Raw genomic sequence first — 14,761 nt, 5'->3', positions numbered from 1 at the left:
TTTTATTGTTTCATTCGGTGAGATATTTCTCTTCGGCCATTGAAAGCCTGTTATCTGCCCAGACATCTAATGATGTTCTACTGTAATTCTATTTTGCTGAAATAATAATTGGCCTCATATATTTGGCATCTGACTTTTTACAACATTTTAATTCTCAAACTATTGAATTTGGCTGATTCAAGTACTGATCATTTAATTAAACTTTAAAGCGATTTTAAGCGCCCAAATAAGACGGCTATCCATAGTCGCCTCACAGTAGTATTTTTTACATCTAATTTCTCCAAAATCAATAAGGACACATTCAATGAATAAACAAACCATTCATGATCGTATCGATAGTTTACGCAAAAGCTTAGTTGCCCAAGACCTTACTGCGATTATCGTCCCCTCTGCTGATCCGCATTTATCTGAATACTTACCAGAATATTGGCAATCCCGTTTATGGTTGTCAGGATTTACAGGCTCTGTTGGCACGCTCGTCGTTACCGCTGATTTTGCTGGCATGTGGACCGATAGTCGTTATTGGGTGCACGCCGCTGATCAATTAGAAGGCACAGGTATCAGCTTAGAAAAGCTCGCGCCTGGTCAACCAAATCATATCGATTGGCTCGCCGATCATTTACAAGAAGGTGATAGCGTAGCAGTCGATGGCAATGTGCTGTCTATCGCCGAACAAGATAAGCTGCTAAATGCCTTTGATGCCAATGACATCACCTTAATCACTGAGCGTGACGTATTGACAGAAGTATGGAGCGATCGTCCAGCGTTGCCATCAGCAGAGTTATATCAGCACGATGAGCAGTTTCTCGCCCAGTCCGCTACCTCAAAGCTGGCCGCAGTGCGTGCCGGTATGGGCGATGCAGGCGCAACGCATCACCTGCTTTCTAGTTTAGATGATATCGCTTGGTTGACCAACTTACGCGGCGCTGACGTCGATTATAATCCGGTGTTTTTAGCGCATATGCTGATTAGTGCAGACAAAGCGACCTTGTTCGTCGATAATAATAAAGTCAGTAGCGACATTGAAAAAGCCCTAAAAGATAGCGGTATAACGCTTGCCGATTATGAAGCGGTACAAGAGGCATTGAGCGCCCTGACGCCAGAAGACTTACTATTGTTAGATCCAAGTAAAGTCGCCGTGGGTACGCTATCGCAGATGGCGGACGATGTGGGCTTTATCGAGCAAATGGCACCGAGCACGTTGCTTAAATCTGTTAAATCTGACGCTGATATCGATCATGTACGTGAAGCCATGCGTCAAGATGGCGCTGCATTAAGTGAGTTTTTTGCCACATTTGAGCAGCGCCTAGCAGATGGCGAGCGCTTAAGTGAGCTTGATGTCGATAGTATGCTGATTGAAGTACGTAGTCAGCAGCCGCATTATGTATCGCCGAGCTTTCCAACGATTGCAGGTTTTAATGAGAACGGTGCACTGCCGCATTACCGCGCAACGCCAGAAAAATTCAGCTACCTTGACATCGCTGAGGGCGAGGGCGGCTTATTACTGATTGACTCAGGGGCACAGTATCAAAACGGCACCACCGATATCACACGCGTGGTCGGTATTGGCAAAGTAAGCAGCGAGCACAAGCGTGACTTTACCACCGTGCTCAAAGCCCATATTGCCTTAGCAAAAGCGCATTTCCCTGATGGTATTGCTTCACCACTGATTGATGCGATTTGCCGTGCGCCATTATGGCAGGCACAGATGGACTATGGTCATGGTACTGGTCATGGCGTCGGTTACTTCTTAAACGTCCATGAAGGCCCGCAAGTCATTGCTTATAGTGCCAGCACGCCAAAAGAGCGGGCGATGAAAGAGGGTATGATATCGAGTAATGAGCCGGGTTTATATCGTGAAGGTAAATACGGTATTCGTATCGAAAACTTGATGGTAAATAAACGTGTTGCTCAGCCAGTAGAAACGGAATTCGGTAATTTCCTTAACTTTGAAACAGTGACTTACTGCCCCATTGATACCCGTCTGATTGAGCCGTCATTGTTGGATCAAGTAGAGATTGATTGGCTGAATGAATATCACAGCCAAGTCTTTGCTGAGCTAAAAGACCGTGTTGATGGTGCGGCATTAGAGTGGTTAACTGAGCGTACACAAGCTATCTAATTATGGTCAGAGCAATTTTAAACCGCTACGGTGTTACCCGCCCTAGATGTACTCAGTGTACTATCTGCGGTCGGTCGCCTTGTAGCGATTCTAAAATTCCTTGACTATACAAGCTTTGCAACTACCAACCTGAAATAAAAAAAGCCCTGTAAACGATTTACGGGGCTTTTTCTTACGTGAATACTACTTATTACCTGAATACGGATTATTGGCTAGGTGCTGTTATCCAGATGCCGTTTATTATCCAGATGCTATATTTAACTTTTTTGCACATCTTTATGAGTTACTGATTTATCTTGCTCACCCAAATGTTGAGTCATCTCAGCACGTAGCCAAGATTTTAGATTTTCAGACATCAACATCATTTGCTCACTGAGATAGTCATCAATCTGCATCTCAAGTTCACGGATCAATTCTTGATGCGTTGCGCTTAGTTTTGCATCTTTTAATGCCAGTTTGATGGCGGCGCTGGCTTTATCATTGACAGCTTTGATACTGTTGTCATTTTTAATGTCATTATTATTTTTGATGCCATCATCGTTTTTGCTAAGAGTATCGTTAACAGCGTCATTTTTTGCAGCATCTGATTCTTCGGCGACTGTGCTTTCAGAAGAATTATTTGCAGCGCTATTGGCAGTATTGTTATCAGTATTTGTCTGGCTGCTATCGGTAGGGGCAACTTTATTATCAAGGCTATTTTTATCGGCTACTAGCTGTTCATTTTTCAGTTGTTCTTTTTGTGCAGCTTTTGCTTCTTCATGCAGTCGGGCTTCTTCTTTTAATTTTGCCTCTTCTTTGAGCTTAGCATCCTCTACCGCTTTGATTCTTTGTTCTTCTTCGAGACGTTCTTTTTCAGCAGCGGCGCGCACTTGCTCTTGTTTGTCGGCGATGGCTTGGGCAATCGCTTGCTCGGCTTCATGATTTTCATAAAGCTCATCGACATGCGCATCTAGATCATGGGTGCTAAAAACAAAGCTCTCAAACGGCGTCTCGGTTTGTAAGAGGGTGGTGATATCCTTTAGCTCTTGGGTAATGGCTGCGCGAATAGGCTCAGGCGCACACGTCCAGCGCTGGTAAAACTGATGGGAAAATGAGTAGCTTGACATGGTATCTTCCATAAATATTCCAAAAATTACCCCTTATCATACGCAAGTACGATAAGGGGCTGCAAGTGGACAAACGTAGCAAATCTGACACCAAGGTTACAATGGATTGCCTCACACGCTTTTAGGCGTTCTTTTTCGCTTTAGGGTTGAACTGGCCAGCGCGCAAATACTAACGAGCCATTGGTGCCGCCAAAGCCAAAGCTATTGGACACCGCATATTGCAGATTTTCAACTTTACGTGATTGGTTAGCCACGTAATCAAGGTTGCAGTTATCTTCGACATTGTCCAAGTTAATGGTTGGCGGTATATGCTGATGTTGCAGGGCAAGGACAGTAAATATCGCTTCGACACCACCAGCAGCACCTAGCAAATGACCGGTCATGGATTTGGTTGAGCTGACCAAAATGCTGTCCTTGACGGGCGCAAATACCGTTTCGATAGCAATTGATTCAGCGACGTCACCGGCAGGGGTGCTGGTACCATGAGCATTGACATAGCCAACGGCGGCAGGCTCAATGCCTGCATCATTTAAAGCGTTTTTCATCGCTCGTGCCGCGCCGCTACCATCTTCTGGTGGCGCGGTAATGTGGCTGGCATCATCGCTCATACCAAAACCTACCAGCTCGGCGAGGATCGTGGCACCGCGCGCTTTGGCATGAGCAAGGCTTTCTAGCACTACCACGCCTGCGCCGTCACCGAGCACAAAACCATCACGATCTTTGTCAAAGGGACGCGAGGCTTTGGTCGGCTCATCGTTGCGAGTAGAGAGGGCGTGCATGGCACCGAAGCCTGCTATGCCCAGTGGGCTAGAGCCTTTTTCACTGCCCCCTGCCAGCATGACATCGGCATCACCGTAGGCGATTAAGCGCGCAGCGAGACCGATAGCATGAGTGGCGGTCGTACAGGCAGTCGACGTCGCGAGATTTGGGCCTTTTAAGGTATGTTTAATCGCGACCAATCCTGCTGCCATATTGACAATAGAGCCAGGGATAATGAAGGGTGAGACTTTGGTAGCGCCTTTTTCACGTAAGGTATCACGGCTGTTTTCGATGGTTTGTATACCACCAATCCCTGAGCCTAAAATAATGCCACAACGCTCTTGATCCACGCCTTGCACAGGGGCGTCAGCAGCGCTGACTTCGTCGATAAAGCCAGCGTTCTGTAATGCCATGCTAGAGGCAGCGATGCCATAATGAATAAACTCATCATAGCGGCGTGCGTCTTTGGCGTTCATATATTGTTTGGCGTCAAAGTCCTTGACCACACCAGCGATTTGCGCACGATATCCGGTCGTATCAAAGTGGCTAATTGGGGTAATACCACTCTCGCCATTGAGCAATTTCGTCCACGAGCTGTCAACGTCCAGACCCAGTGGCGTAATGGCACCCATGCCAGTAATCACCACGCGCAACTCATCAGAGCGCTCGTAGTGGGGCGGCTTATGACGCGGTTTGTGCGCCGAGGTTGCGCTAACTTGATCAGCTTGCGAAGTGGTTGAACTGCTGTGTTGACTCATGCGATATATCCTGTACTTACGGTCCTAAGAGGATGTTATTTCAGAAGCCATTATAAAACACATAAGTGCACGCGTGTAAACTAAAATCAGTAGACTATGCAAAACACACTTGTCCCAACACCACATTTTTACTCGCGCCAGTTACTGCAGGCAAGTTACCCGTTTCACCTATCAAGGTCTGCCGTGCCAACCAAGCAAAAGCAACGGCCTCTACCCATGTAGGCTCTAGTCCTAAGCTGGCTGTAGTTTCCACACTGCACTGAGGCAAATGCGTGCGCAAACGGCTCATTAGGTAGTCATTTAAGGCACCACCACCACAGACATAAACTGCACTGTGTTTATCATTTTTGATAAATTGGGTGATTTGGCTACTGGCACTGATAGCCGTCAATTCGGTCAAAGTTGCTTGCACATCAGCTGCTGCATAGCGGGTATCGACAGTGGTCTGCTCGAACGTCTGCAGCTCAGCTTGTAGCCAAGCTAAATTAAAGTCCTCACGCCCCGTGCTTTTCGGATAAGGTTTTGCAAAAAACGGATGGGCTAATAATTGATTGAGTAGCGGCTCGATAATTTGTCCAGACTGCGCCCAAGCGCCACCAGCGTCATAATCTTTACCCGTGTGCAATGCTGCCCATGCATCCAATAATAGGTTGGCAGGACCCGTATCATAACCAATCACAGCATTATTATTAATAACAGCCTCATTTACCGGCTTATCATTGACTGGTAAGACGGTAATATTGGCAATACCGCCCAAATTTAATAACACTCGCGTACTATCAGGCGTGGCAAATAAGGCTTGGTGAAAAGCCGGAACCAAGGGTGCACCTTGACCACCGACCGCCATATCACGGCGGCGAAAATCACTGACCACGCTAATGCCCGTACGCTCAGCGATAATATTGGCATCGACCAATTGTAAGCTAAAGCCCATCTGTGGACGATGACGCACGGTCTGCCCATGACAGCCAATCGCTAGCACTGACTCTGCGTCGATATCTGCTTGTGTTAATAAAGTATTGACCACCTCGCTGGCAAACTCACCATACTCGCGGCTTGCCCAACCGAACCACTCCAATTCGCTATGGCTTTCACTGTTGGGCTCAGCATCGCTGGCTATCAATTCCTTGACACCATTGGGCTGACATAAGGCCAATAACACTTCGCGCAGTCGTGGCGGGAAGTCTTGGCTATGAGTTGCTAACAGTCGCATCGGTGCTTGGCTATCTTCTTCAGCACTACTATCATTACTGAATTGACACAATACGGCGTCCATACCATCTAAGCTGGTACCCGACATCATGCCGATATATAAACCCTCATCGAAGCTTTCAAATACCGTCTGTTCAAGGGTTTCGGCGAGCGATAAAGCATCTGAATTTTCAGGTACACTTGAATCTGAAAGATCGTTATTTTTATTATCAATCGTTGACCGAGGCTTGGTCATGGCAATTTTCCTTAAAAAACGCTAGTATATCTGCCAAATTCTAACATTTTTTGCTGGCTACGAAACTTTAATCCCGTTCCCAAAAATCAGAGTAGCAAGAAAAACGAGCGCAAGTACTATATCTAGTGGACTAAACGAGTTTGACGCCGCTAATCGTATTTTGGGGCTTGGGATAAATAGGCCAAACGCTTTACCCTTTTAATAAAGACAATAAAGAGATCATCATGACCACGCAAACTTACACCCTAGAAGAACAACTTGCCCTAATTCAACGCGGTACGCAAGAAATCCTATCTGAAGAGGATTTAATTGCTAAGCTTAAACTCAAACGTCCACTACGTATCAAGGCAGGCTTTGATCCTACTGCCCCTGACTTGCACTTAGGTCATACGGTTTTGATTAATAAGCTGAAGCACTTTCAAGACTTGGGTCATGAGATTTACTTTTTAATTGGCGATTATACTGCCAAGATTGGCGATCCTTCTGGCAAAAATAGCACGCGTCCGCCATTGACTGATGAGCAAATCAAAGCCAATGCGACTACTTATGCTGAGCAAGTATTTAAAATTTTGGACAAAGAAAAAACTCGCGTAGTCTTTAACTCTGAATGGTTCAACGATATGTCAGCCGCTGATATGATTCAGCTGGCCAGTCAGCAAACCGTCTCGCGTATGCTTGAGCGTGATGATTTCTCTAAACGCTATGCCTCACAGACCCCAATCTCTATCCATGAGTTTCTCTATCCATTGGTGCAAGGTTATGACTCTATCGCGCTGAAAGCGGATATCGAGCTTGGCGGTACCGATCAGACCTTCAACTTATTGATGGGGCGCACGTTGCAAGGTCGTTATGGTCAAGAGCAACAAGTGTGTATTACCGTACCGATTTTGGAAGGGTTAGATGGTGTGAATAAAATGTCCAAATCATTGGGCAACTATGTCGCCATTTATGATGCACCGGGCACGATGTACCAAAAACTACTATCGATGCCAGACACTTTAATTCGCCGTTATTTTGAATTTTTAAGCTTTAAACCGATGGAAGAAGTCGAAGGCTTAATGGCAGAGATGGAAAACGGTCGCAATCCACAAGAAATCAAACGTATTCTTGCGGAAGAGTTAATCGAGCGCTTCCACGATGCTGATGCCGCTGCCAATGCGCACAAATCAGCGGGTAACGTGCTTGCTGATGGCGAATTGCCAGTTGATCTGCCAGAAGTGACCTTAGAGTTGGAAGGGCAGGACGCATTATTTATCACGCAGATATTAAATCAAGCAGAGCTTGCCAAAAACAGCTCATCTGCTAAAGACATGGTAAAACGCGGCGTAGTAAAAGTAGATGGCGACGTGGTTGATGCAGGTTTTAGCTTAACCTCAGGTCAGACAGTCGTTATCCAAGCAGGCAAAAAGGCTTATGCAAAAGTGACGGTTGCTTAAGTAGCTGTTGCTTAAGTGACCATTGCTTAAGTGACTACTACCTAAACTCATAGTGGCTTAAGGAAAAAGAAATGCTAGATTTACCGACATTATCCAGTAATGGTATTACCCTTAAGCCATTGATGCTCAGTCATGCAACTGACTTGATGGAGGCTTGCCAAGATGGCGAGCTATGGAAAATAAACGAGACATCGGTACCTGAGCCAGACAAGGTTATTGACTATATCAATACCGCAGATTCAATGCCTAACAGACAAGCATTTGTTGTTATTGATGAGTCAAATGGTAAAGCGATCGGTACAACAAGTTTTCATGATATTTTACCAACCAGCAAACGCTTAGAGATTGGCTATACTTGGTATGCTAAATCGTATTGGCGAACGCATGTCAATACGACTTGTAAGCTTATGCTGCTAACCTATATATTTGAAACCTTGAAGTATCAAACCGTAGGCTGGCGTACAGATATTGACAATCATCGCTCACAACAAGCCATTGAGCGCTTAGGTGCTAAAAAAGATGGCGTCATTCGAGGCAACCGTGTACGCCGTGATGGCATTATTTCAGATACAGTCATGTATAGCATGGTCAGCTCTGAATGGCGACAAATAAAGCCCAAGCTAGTAGAAAAATCACAAAGCGTTTATTAATCCTTTAATTATCAATATGAATCGAGCTGTTTATGTCCCAACAAAATCAAGCTACTGTTGCCCAAGGTATTTATCGGCATTATAAAGGTAGTCTTTACCAAGTGCTGCATACGGCAAAGCACTCAGAAACCGAAGAACCGCTAGTGGTTTATCGCTGTCTTTACGGCGAATATGGCGTTTGGGTCAGACCTTTAGGCATGTTTGCGGAAACCGTTGAAGTCGATGGCAAAGTCATACCACGCTTTGAGCTTATTAAATCATTAGCGGATTAATGAATCAACTTGGTTAAAATCCATTGAGCAAATAAAAAAGCGACCCATCAAGGTCGCCTTTTTTATGTCTATCAAATGATCATTAGCTATTTAAAAAGTCAATCAAAGCCTTATTAAATTCATCTTTATGAGTGACATTAATGCCATGTGGGCCACCTTTAACCACATGTAATTGGCTATCATTAATCATATCGTGCGAGCGTTGACCACTAGCTTCAAGTGGCACGATTTGATCGGCATCGCCATGAATAACTAAGGTTGGCACATCGAATTTCTTCAGATCATCACGGAAGTCGGTATAAGCAAAGGATTTAACGCAATCATAAGTCGCTTTTGCTGAAGCAAACGAGGCGATATCGCGGTTATATAAACGCATTGGTTTGCTAACTAGTAGCTTACCCTCTGCTGGCGTAAAGAAATTCTTGGTAAAGTCGTTTAAGAAGGCAATACGATCGCCGCTGACGCCATCTAAGAATGCTTGAATATCTGCTTCTGCTAAGGCCCCATCAGGGTTATCATCAGCTTTGAACAGATAAGGTGGAACAGCAGAGGCAAGTACCGCTTTGCTAATGCGCTCTGAACCAAAGTTGCCCAAATAGCGAGCGACTTCGCCGCCACCCATAGAGAAGCCAACGATATTAGCATCTTGCAGATCCAGCTCATCCATCAAGCCTTTTAGGTCTTGCGCTAAGGTATCGTAATCATAACCTTCCCATGGCTTAGACGATTGACCAAAGCCGCGTCTATCATAAGTAATGACTTGATAACCAGCTGCAACGAGCGCCATCAATTGCGACTCCCAAGATCGTCCGCTAAGCGGCCAACCATGGATTAATACCACAGGTTTGCCGCTACCTTGGACCTCATAATATAAATCGACAGCTTGATTGTCTTGCTGTGCAACGCTAACGTAAGGCATACATTGTTCCTTTTAGAATTATTATTAAAAATATTTTACTTTAACGCTAATGCGCTTACGCAGCTAACGTCAGCTTTTTATTATAAGAGGAGTCTTGAGCCATTACTATAAAGGGTTGTACAGTCCTAGTGTGGGTTATAGCATTTTTTTTGTGAGCTTTTAAGGGCGCAGTTACTCTTGTAAAAAGTGCTTTAACACTCGATAAAATCCAATCGGCTCATCCAACGGTATCGCGTGACCTGCACGTGGCAAGATAATTTCAGTGGCGTTAGGCAACATTTGGGTAATTTTCTGCTGCCATTTGGGATCATAAAGCTTAGAGCGACCACCGATGAGGTTGACCACAGGAATAGTCACATTATCTATGGCACCGCGAAAATCGTAAGGCAAAACCAAATAGGCTTGCAAGCAGCGCATCTTTTGATGCCAAATGCTGTGATCGTAAAGCGCGAGTGTGTGGTCGTTTTTATGAGTCGTCGCTTGTATAAAGGCTTTTGAACGCGTGCGATTGACGGATAAGAGAGAAAACAGCCTTTCGACATCGGTCGCACGGCGCTTGAGCGCAAAGGGCAGATGGGCAAAGCTATTAGAGTCCGCATAAGGTAAGGTCAGATCGATTACTTCTTGAAAGATATCGAACACTTCTTGCTGCCGCGTGCCAAATAGTCCCCCTTGCCAGTCATCTTGATTATGAATCGCTGGGTTTTGATCAATATTAAGATAGCGACTGACCCTTGAGGCACCAAAACGCTCAAAATAAGCCCACATGACTTGCGCGCCCATCGAAATAGCCGCCACTGGCAATGTCTCTATTTGACGCCATTCGCAAATTTGCTCAATCACAGCGTTGGCATCATCCGCATATTGACGGACAAAATCAAACTGTTCCATCATGATATCTTTTGCGGCACCAAAACCACGTAGATGCGGCAAATAAAAAGTATATTTGCCAGTTAGTGCCAAGATAAAAGGTAAGAACTCGCGCGCATCCATCCCATAGGCATGCAGCATCAGCACTGGCGTACCTTGACCAATGACTGAGACGGGCAGCGAGGTACCGTCGGCAGCAGTAACGGTCAGCGTTTGCAACTGGTAACGCGACTGGTAGCGACTGGGCAAAGTCATTAAATTGGTCATCATAGCGTCGTATTTCCGTGATAAATATCGTAAACATTAAAAAAAGCCAAAAAATCAGCCAATCATTTTAACTATTTTTTTACTGCCAAAGCTTTGCATAATGCACATCGCTGAGCGCCGCGATATCGAGTTCAGATTTTTGATACGCACCTGTATGAATTCCTGCGATAAACGGTAAATGGTCAGGGTTTAAGAACCATTCTAAGGTCAAAGTCAGCGCATTATTCATCATAAAATATCCTTATCTTATCGATGGGAGCTTGTTATAGTAAAACCTGCATTAATAAAAAATAGCTAAGCTGACCATAGCATGAAATGAATAGACAGTAAGTGGCGCTTGTGATTAACAGCCACTATCTAAACTTGAAATAAAACAATAAAGGGATGATGCTTTATGAGCATACCGACATTGGCATCACTTGATAGCAGCCTTTACCCGCAAGTTTGGGAGCAGCAGACATTTACCGATGCGCACAGCTTATTGATAGCGATGTTAATGGGTAATATCACACCAGATACCAAGGCTTTTACTCAGCACTTGCTGGCCAATGATATCTATCAACAGTGGATTAACTTTACGGTATTTGGCGGTTATCTGCAGCGCAACTTTATTGCTTTTTATCGGCAGACAGAAGACAGTTTTAATGCGGATATGCCAGCGTTATTTCGTCGAGAGTTGATACGTCATGCTCAGTATTTACCACTTGCGCAGACGTTGTTTTTGGCAGGAAATATGCCAAAAAGTGCGCGCTTAGATAAGCTGTTAACCGTAACTGTGAATCCTGCTACAGCAGTCATCAATGCGCAGCACGCTCATCAAAAATCTGTCATGAATCATTTAGAAGTAGTGATTAATCAGATAACTGTCGTCGGTAGGCAGGTAGTTGGATTTCCGATACGTCACAACAAGCGCACCAGTGAGCGCACGCGCAACGAGGTTCTGATTTTAGATTTTCAGGAGTTGCGCTTGATCAATGAAGAGAATGTCATTAGCAAAAAAAGAAGCAACATAGATGAGACTATGTTGCTTCGATATTATGAATTACGTTAATGAGTCAAACGCTTGGCTAAACGTTTAAGAATCTTGCTTAGCAATCGTCAAACCATTATAAGTTTGTGCCACTGGCATCACTTCTAAGCGATTGACGTTAATATGGGCAGGTGATTCAATCAGCCACAACAAGATATCGCCAATATCCTCACCCGTCATGGTTTTGAATCCATCATAGACTTTTGCTGCTTTATCGTCATCGCCATGATAGCGCACGTTTGAAAACTCAGTGCCTGCGACATTACCCGGTTCGAGATTGGTCACGCGCACTTGGGTACCGATTAAATCCGCGCGCAGATTTAGACTGAATTGCTTGACGAATGCTTTGGTCGCGCCATAGACGTTCCCACCAAAGTACGGCCAACTGCCAGCAATCGAGCCAACATTGATAATATAACCGCTATCGCGCGTGACCATCGCTGGCAAGACCGCGTGAGTCAGCGCCATGAGACCTTTTATATTGGTATCAGTCATACGCATCCAGTCATCAAGGCTACTACTTTGTGCAGGCTCAGTACCGAGTGCCAATCCCGCATTATTAACGAGCACATCGATTTGCTTAAAGTTAGCAGGCAGATCAGCGATAATTTGCGGGATAGCTGCTGTGTCACTGACATCCATGACTACGGGTAAAAACGCTTCGCCCAAGGTTTCTGCCAGATTATTAAGTTTATCTAGACGTCTAGCACAGCCAATCACCTGATGACCGTTGGCAATCAAACGTTCAGCCAACGCTTTCCCAAAACCGGCGCTTGCCCCTGTAATCAATACGTTCATTTTATATCCTTATCGTTGATGCTATTTGCTAGTGCCATGATTTTTATGACGATAGCTTGTTTAGGCTTACTGGTCTTACCTTAATGGCTATTATCTCAAAGGTGGCAAAATAACTACTTGTTTGATAACTGCTTACCAAAGATTTTATCACCCGCATCACCAAGGCCTGGAATGATATAACCGTGCTCATCCAAATGGCTGTCGAGGGCAGCGGTATAGATAGTCACGTCAGGGTGCGCCTCATTGACCAAACGCACGCCTTCAGGCGCGGCAACCAATACCAACGCTTTAATATTGGTACAGCCATTTTTCTTTAGCATCTCGATGGTCGCAACCATTGAGCCGCCAGTGGCTAACATTGGGTCAATGATAAGGGCTGGGCGTTTGTCCATGTGGCTGACAAACTTTTCAAAGAAGGGTACAGGTTGCAAAGTTTCTTCATCGCGTTGCAAACCAACGACAGAGATTTTTGCCGTAGGAATTAAATCGAGCACACCATCGAGCATGCCAATACCGGCACGTAAAATCGGCACAATCGTTGCAGTCTTACCGATGATTTGCTCACCAGTGATTTCACCACACCAGCCCTGCATCGGGAAGGTTTCAATTTCAAAATCGCGGCTTGCTTCATAAGCCATCAAGCGCGCAAGCTCTTTGGTCAATGTACGAAACTTATAGGTACTACAGTCTTTTTCACGCATAAGGCTGAGTTTATGACGGACTAACGGGTGATCGATGACGGTGATTTTTAAGTCGCTCATAAGGTCTCTCTTGGTTTTTGGTCTGATGCTTGCGCAGTTACTGCGGTTGCTATTAGTATAAAAGATACAAACACTTACCGCACTTCAACCCTATATTTAGCCCAGCAATAGTAAGCTTAATGCTTTACTTAAAAGTAAGCCAAAGACATTTGTAGCAAGGCTGTTTTCATTTAGACCGACTATATTTGACTGTAATAGCGTCATGATAGATGAAGTAGTGTTTAGGCCTGCTATGATAGCAAAAAAACCGCTTTTCTGATGAAGAATCTTATGACTACACAACCATCCAATACTGATAATCATGCTGATAAAGTGGATAATAACTCGATATTGTCCGCAGCTCGCACCGCAGAAGTAGAAACCCATCCATTCAGTCCAGTGTTACCACCTGATGCTACCGTGATGATGATGGGTACTTTTCCACCGACCGCTGATAAATGGGCCATGCGCTTTCACTATCCGAACTTTTATAATGATATGTGGCGTATTTATGGCAGCGTGTTTTTTGACGATGTGGATTATTTCAGAGTAGGCGATGAAAAGCGCTTTGACCCTGAGCGTATTCGTGCCTTTATGTTCGAGCGCGGCATTGCTTCTTGTCCTACCGTTACTCAAGCTATTCGTGAAACGGGTAACGCCTCGGATAAAAACCTTACCGTTGTCACCCCAGTTGATCTAGATAGTATCTTGCCCCAAGTGCCAAAAGTTGAAACCTTATTTACCACTGGCGGTAAAGCGACAGAAGTATTGCTCAATTTATTAGCTAAGCCACCTGCCAAATCAAAGTATCCGAAGACCAACCAAAGCATGGATTATCCTTATGAATGGCAAAACGAGCATAATAAAAAAGCCGAGGTGAACAATCTTACCTTATATAGGTTACCGTCAACCTCGCGCGCATACCCGTTGGCGTTAGAGAAGAAAGTCGCTGCTTACAAAGACTTCTTTAAAAAGATAGGTAAACTATAAAAGCGTTATGTATAAAAGAAGAGTATATAGACAGCTTCTATATAGAAGAAATAAGCGATTTTAAGCAGAAAATGCTATTTCTTATCATGATAAAACTATTTTTAATCTTAACTGACTGATAAATATAAGATATTAATAATAAGGCGAGATAATCTTTAAAATAGCCAACAAATCCCCTTGACCCTCATATCAAACCGAGTATAATGCGTCCCAGTCGAAAGGGAAGGCGGTTTAGATAAGTGGTTTACCACTTAGGAGAATCAGCAAAATAAATTACTTTTAAAATAAAATAATTTACCACTTGACTTACCAAATAAAGCGTCTATAATACGCACCTCATTAAGGCAAAGCAGGAAAGCTTATATGTAAATTACATATGAATAACCTAACTAACCTGATGAAACAAATTATAAAAAAGCTTGACAATTCCAATCGTTATGATAAGATAGTCGGCTCGCTAGATAGCTTAACCCGCAAGGGATTAGGGCTAAATGGTGAAAGAGACACCCTATATAATCACCTACTGGACGACAGTAGATGAACACTATTTAAAAGCATAACTAAAGAACAACTTGTGTGGATTTTTGCTGATTCAGA

Annotated in this window: 14 protein-coding genes; 6 read left to right on the top strand and 8 right to left on the bottom strand. The window is 44.3% G+C overall.

Going from position 1 to position 14,761, the window contains the following annotated elements; all coding sequences use genetic code 11:
* Positions 1–304: 304 nt before the first annotated feature.
* Positions 305–2,122, top strand: coding sequence for an aminopeptidase P family protein (locus tag HQR03_RS09550; protein WP_173240015.1), 1,818 nt, complete (start codon positions 305–307; stop codon positions 2,120–2,122).
* Between the two features lie 257 nt (positions 2,123–2,379).
* Here the strand turns inward: HQR03_RS09550 and HQR03_RS09545 are convergent, their stop codons facing one another.
* From HQR03_RS09545 to HQR03_RS09535, 3 genes are all read right to left on the bottom strand, one after another.
* Positions 2,380–3,240 carry a hypothetical protein gene (locus HQR03_RS09545; RefSeq protein ID WP_173240014.1) on the bottom strand — a complete coding sequence of 287 codons (861 nt, stop codon included), beginning with the start codon at positions 3,238–3,240 and terminating at the stop codon, positions 2,380–2,382.
* A 128-nt stretch (positions 3,241–3,368) separates the two neighbouring features.
* On the bottom strand, positions 3,369–4,745 hold the full coding sequence (gene fabF / locus HQR03_RS09540) for a beta-ketoacyl-ACP synthase II (RefSeq protein ID WP_217271581.1): 1,377 nt from the start codon (positions 4,743–4,745) through the stop codon (positions 3,369–3,371).
* 94 nt (positions 4,746–4,839) lie between these two features.
* The gene (locus tag HQR03_RS09535; RefSeq protein ID WP_173240013.1) at positions 4,840–6,192 is read right to left on the bottom strand and encodes an anhydro-N-acetylmuramic acid kinase; all 1,353 of its coding nucleotides are present in this window, start codon (positions 6,190–6,192) and stop codon (positions 4,840–4,842) included.
* A 224-nt stretch (positions 6,193–6,416) separates the two neighbouring features.
* Between HQR03_RS09535 and tyrS the strand changes: the two genes are divergently transcribed.
* From tyrS to HQR03_RS09520, 3 genes are all read left to right on the top strand, one after another.
* On the top strand, positions 6,417–7,628 hold the full coding sequence (gene tyrS / locus HQR03_RS09530) for a tyrosine--tRNA ligase (RefSeq protein WP_173240012.1): 1,212 nt from the start codon (positions 6,417–6,419) through the stop codon (positions 7,626–7,628).
* Between the two features lie 71 nt (positions 7,629–7,699).
* The gene (locus tag HQR03_RS09525) at positions 7,700–8,278 is read left to right on the top strand and encodes a GNAT family N-acetyltransferase (protein ID WP_173240011.1); all 579 of its coding nucleotides are present in this window, start codon (positions 7,700–7,702) and stop codon (positions 8,276–8,278) included.
* A gap of 32 nt (positions 8,279–8,310) precedes the next feature.
* Complete coding sequence (locus HQR03_RS09520) at positions 8,311–8,550, top strand: DUF1653 domain-containing protein (RefSeq protein WP_173240010.1); 240 nt, start codon at positions 8,311–8,313, stop codon at positions 8,548–8,550.
* Positions 8,551–8,632: 82 nt separating this feature from the next.
* On the opposite strand, the gene HQR03_RS09515 is transcribed toward HQR03_RS09520, so the two are convergent.
* From HQR03_RS09515 to HQR03_RS09505, 3 genes are all read right to left on the bottom strand, one after another.
* A complete protein-coding gene (locus HQR03_RS09515; RefSeq protein ID WP_173240009.1) occupies positions 8,633–9,469 on the bottom strand; it encodes an alpha/beta fold hydrolase in 837 nt (278 codons plus the stop codon).
* Positions 9,470–9,640: 171 nt separating this feature from the next.
* Entirely contained in the window at positions 9,641–10,609 is a 969-nt protein-coding gene (locus HQR03_RS09510) for an alpha/beta fold hydrolase (RefSeq protein ID WP_173240008.1), read from the bottom strand.
* A 76-nt stretch (positions 10,610–10,685) separates the two neighbouring features.
* Positions 10,686–10,838 carry a hypothetical protein gene (locus tag HQR03_RS09505; RefSeq protein WP_173240007.1) on the bottom strand — a complete coding sequence of 51 codons (153 nt, stop codon included), beginning with the start codon at positions 10,836–10,838 and terminating at the stop codon, positions 10,686–10,688.
* 162 nt (positions 10,839–11,000) lie between these two features.
* Between HQR03_RS09505 and HQR03_RS09500 the strand changes: the two genes are divergently transcribed.
* On the top strand, positions 11,001–11,657 hold the full coding sequence (locus tag HQR03_RS09500; RefSeq protein WP_173240006.1) for a hypothetical protein: 657 nt from the start codon (positions 11,001–11,003) through the stop codon (positions 11,655–11,657).
* A 24-nt stretch (positions 11,658–11,681) separates the two neighbouring features.
* Here the strand turns inward: HQR03_RS09500 and HQR03_RS09495 are convergent, their stop codons facing one another.
* Positions 11,682–12,434: an SDR family NAD(P)-dependent oxidoreductase gene (locus HQR03_RS09495; RefSeq protein ID WP_173240005.1), complete on the bottom strand. Its 753-nt coding sequence runs from the start codon at positions 12,432–12,434 to the stop codon at positions 11,682–11,684.
* Between the two features lie 113 nt (positions 12,435–12,547).
* Positions 12,548–13,195, bottom strand: a complete 648-nt coding sequence (gene upp, locus HQR03_RS09490; RefSeq protein ID WP_173240004.1) for a uracil phosphoribosyltransferase — start codon at positions 13,193–13,195, stop codon at positions 12,548–12,550.
* A gap of 402 nt (positions 13,196–13,597) precedes the next feature.
* Between upp and HQR03_RS09485 the strand changes: the two genes are divergently transcribed.
* Positions 13,598–14,164 (top strand): DNA glycosylase, encoded by a 567-nt coding sequence (locus HQR03_RS09485; RefSeq protein WP_418889571.1) that lies wholly within the window; start codon positions 13,598–13,600, stop codon positions 14,162–14,164.
* The last annotated feature ends 597 nt before the right edge of the window (positions 14,165–14,761 follow it).

This window comes from Psychrobacter okhotskensis (assembly GCF_013248965.1).
In the GTDB taxonomy this organism is placed as follows: Bacteria; Pseudomonadota; Gammaproteobacteria; order Pseudomonadales; family Moraxellaceae; genus Psychrobacter; species Psychrobacter okhotskensis.
This window is presented reverse-complemented; position numbering and strand designations above follow the sequence as displayed.

What these genes read in the sequence shown, in the direction of transcription:
- HQR03_RS09550 (WP_173240015.1), top strand. Translation starts at nt 305, where the DNA reads ATGAATAAACAAACCATTCATGATCGTATCGATAGTTTACGCAAAAGC.
- HQR03_RS09545 (WP_173240014.1), bottom strand. Translation starts at nt 3,240, where the DNA reads ATGGAAGATACCATGTCAAGCTACTCATTTTCCCATCAGTTTTACCAG.
- fabF (WP_217271581.1), bottom strand. Translation starts at nt 4,745, where the DNA reads ATGAGTCAACACAGCAGTTCAACCACTTCGCAAGCTGATCAAGTTAGC.
- HQR03_RS09535 (WP_173240013.1), bottom strand. Translation starts at nt 6,192, where the DNA reads ATGACCAAGCCTCGGTCAACGATTGATAATAAAAATAACGATCTTTCA.
- tyrS (WP_173240012.1), top strand. Translation starts at nt 6,417, where the DNA reads ATGACCACGCAAACTTACACCCTAGAAGAACAACTTGCCCTAATTCAA.
- HQR03_RS09525 (WP_173240011.1), top strand. Translation starts at nt 7,700, where the DNA reads ATGCTAGATTTACCGACATTATCCAGTAATGGTATTACCCTTAAGCCA.
- HQR03_RS09520 (WP_173240010.1), top strand. Translation starts at nt 8,311, where the DNA reads ATGTCCCAACAAAATCAAGCTACTGTTGCCCAAGGTATTTATCGGCAT.
- HQR03_RS09515 (WP_173240009.1), bottom strand. Translation starts at nt 9,469, where the DNA reads ATGCCTTACGTTAGCGTTGCACAGCAAGACAATCAAGCTGTCGATTTA.
- HQR03_RS09510 (WP_173240008.1), bottom strand. Translation starts at nt 10,609, where the DNA reads ATGATGACCAATTTAATGACTTTGCCCAGTCGCTACCAGTCGCGTTAC.
- HQR03_RS09505 (WP_173240007.1), bottom strand. Translation starts at nt 10,838, where the DNA reads ATGATGAATAATGCGCTGACTTTGACCTTAGAATGGTTCTTAAACCCT.
- HQR03_RS09500 (WP_173240006.1), top strand. Translation starts at nt 11,001, where the DNA reads ATGAGCATACCGACATTGGCATCACTTGATAGCAGCCTTTACCCGCAA.
- HQR03_RS09495 (WP_173240005.1), bottom strand. Translation starts at nt 12,434, where the DNA reads ATGAACGTATTGATTACAGGGGCAAGCGCCGGTTTTGGGAAAGCGTTG.
- upp (WP_173240004.1), bottom strand. Translation starts at nt 13,195, where the DNA reads ATGAGCGACTTAAAAATCACCGTCATCGATCACCCGTTAGTCCGTCAT.
- HQR03_RS09485 (WP_418889571.1), top strand. Translation starts at nt 13,598, where the DNA reads ATGATGATGGGTACTTTTCCACCGACCGCTGATAAATGGGCCATGCGC.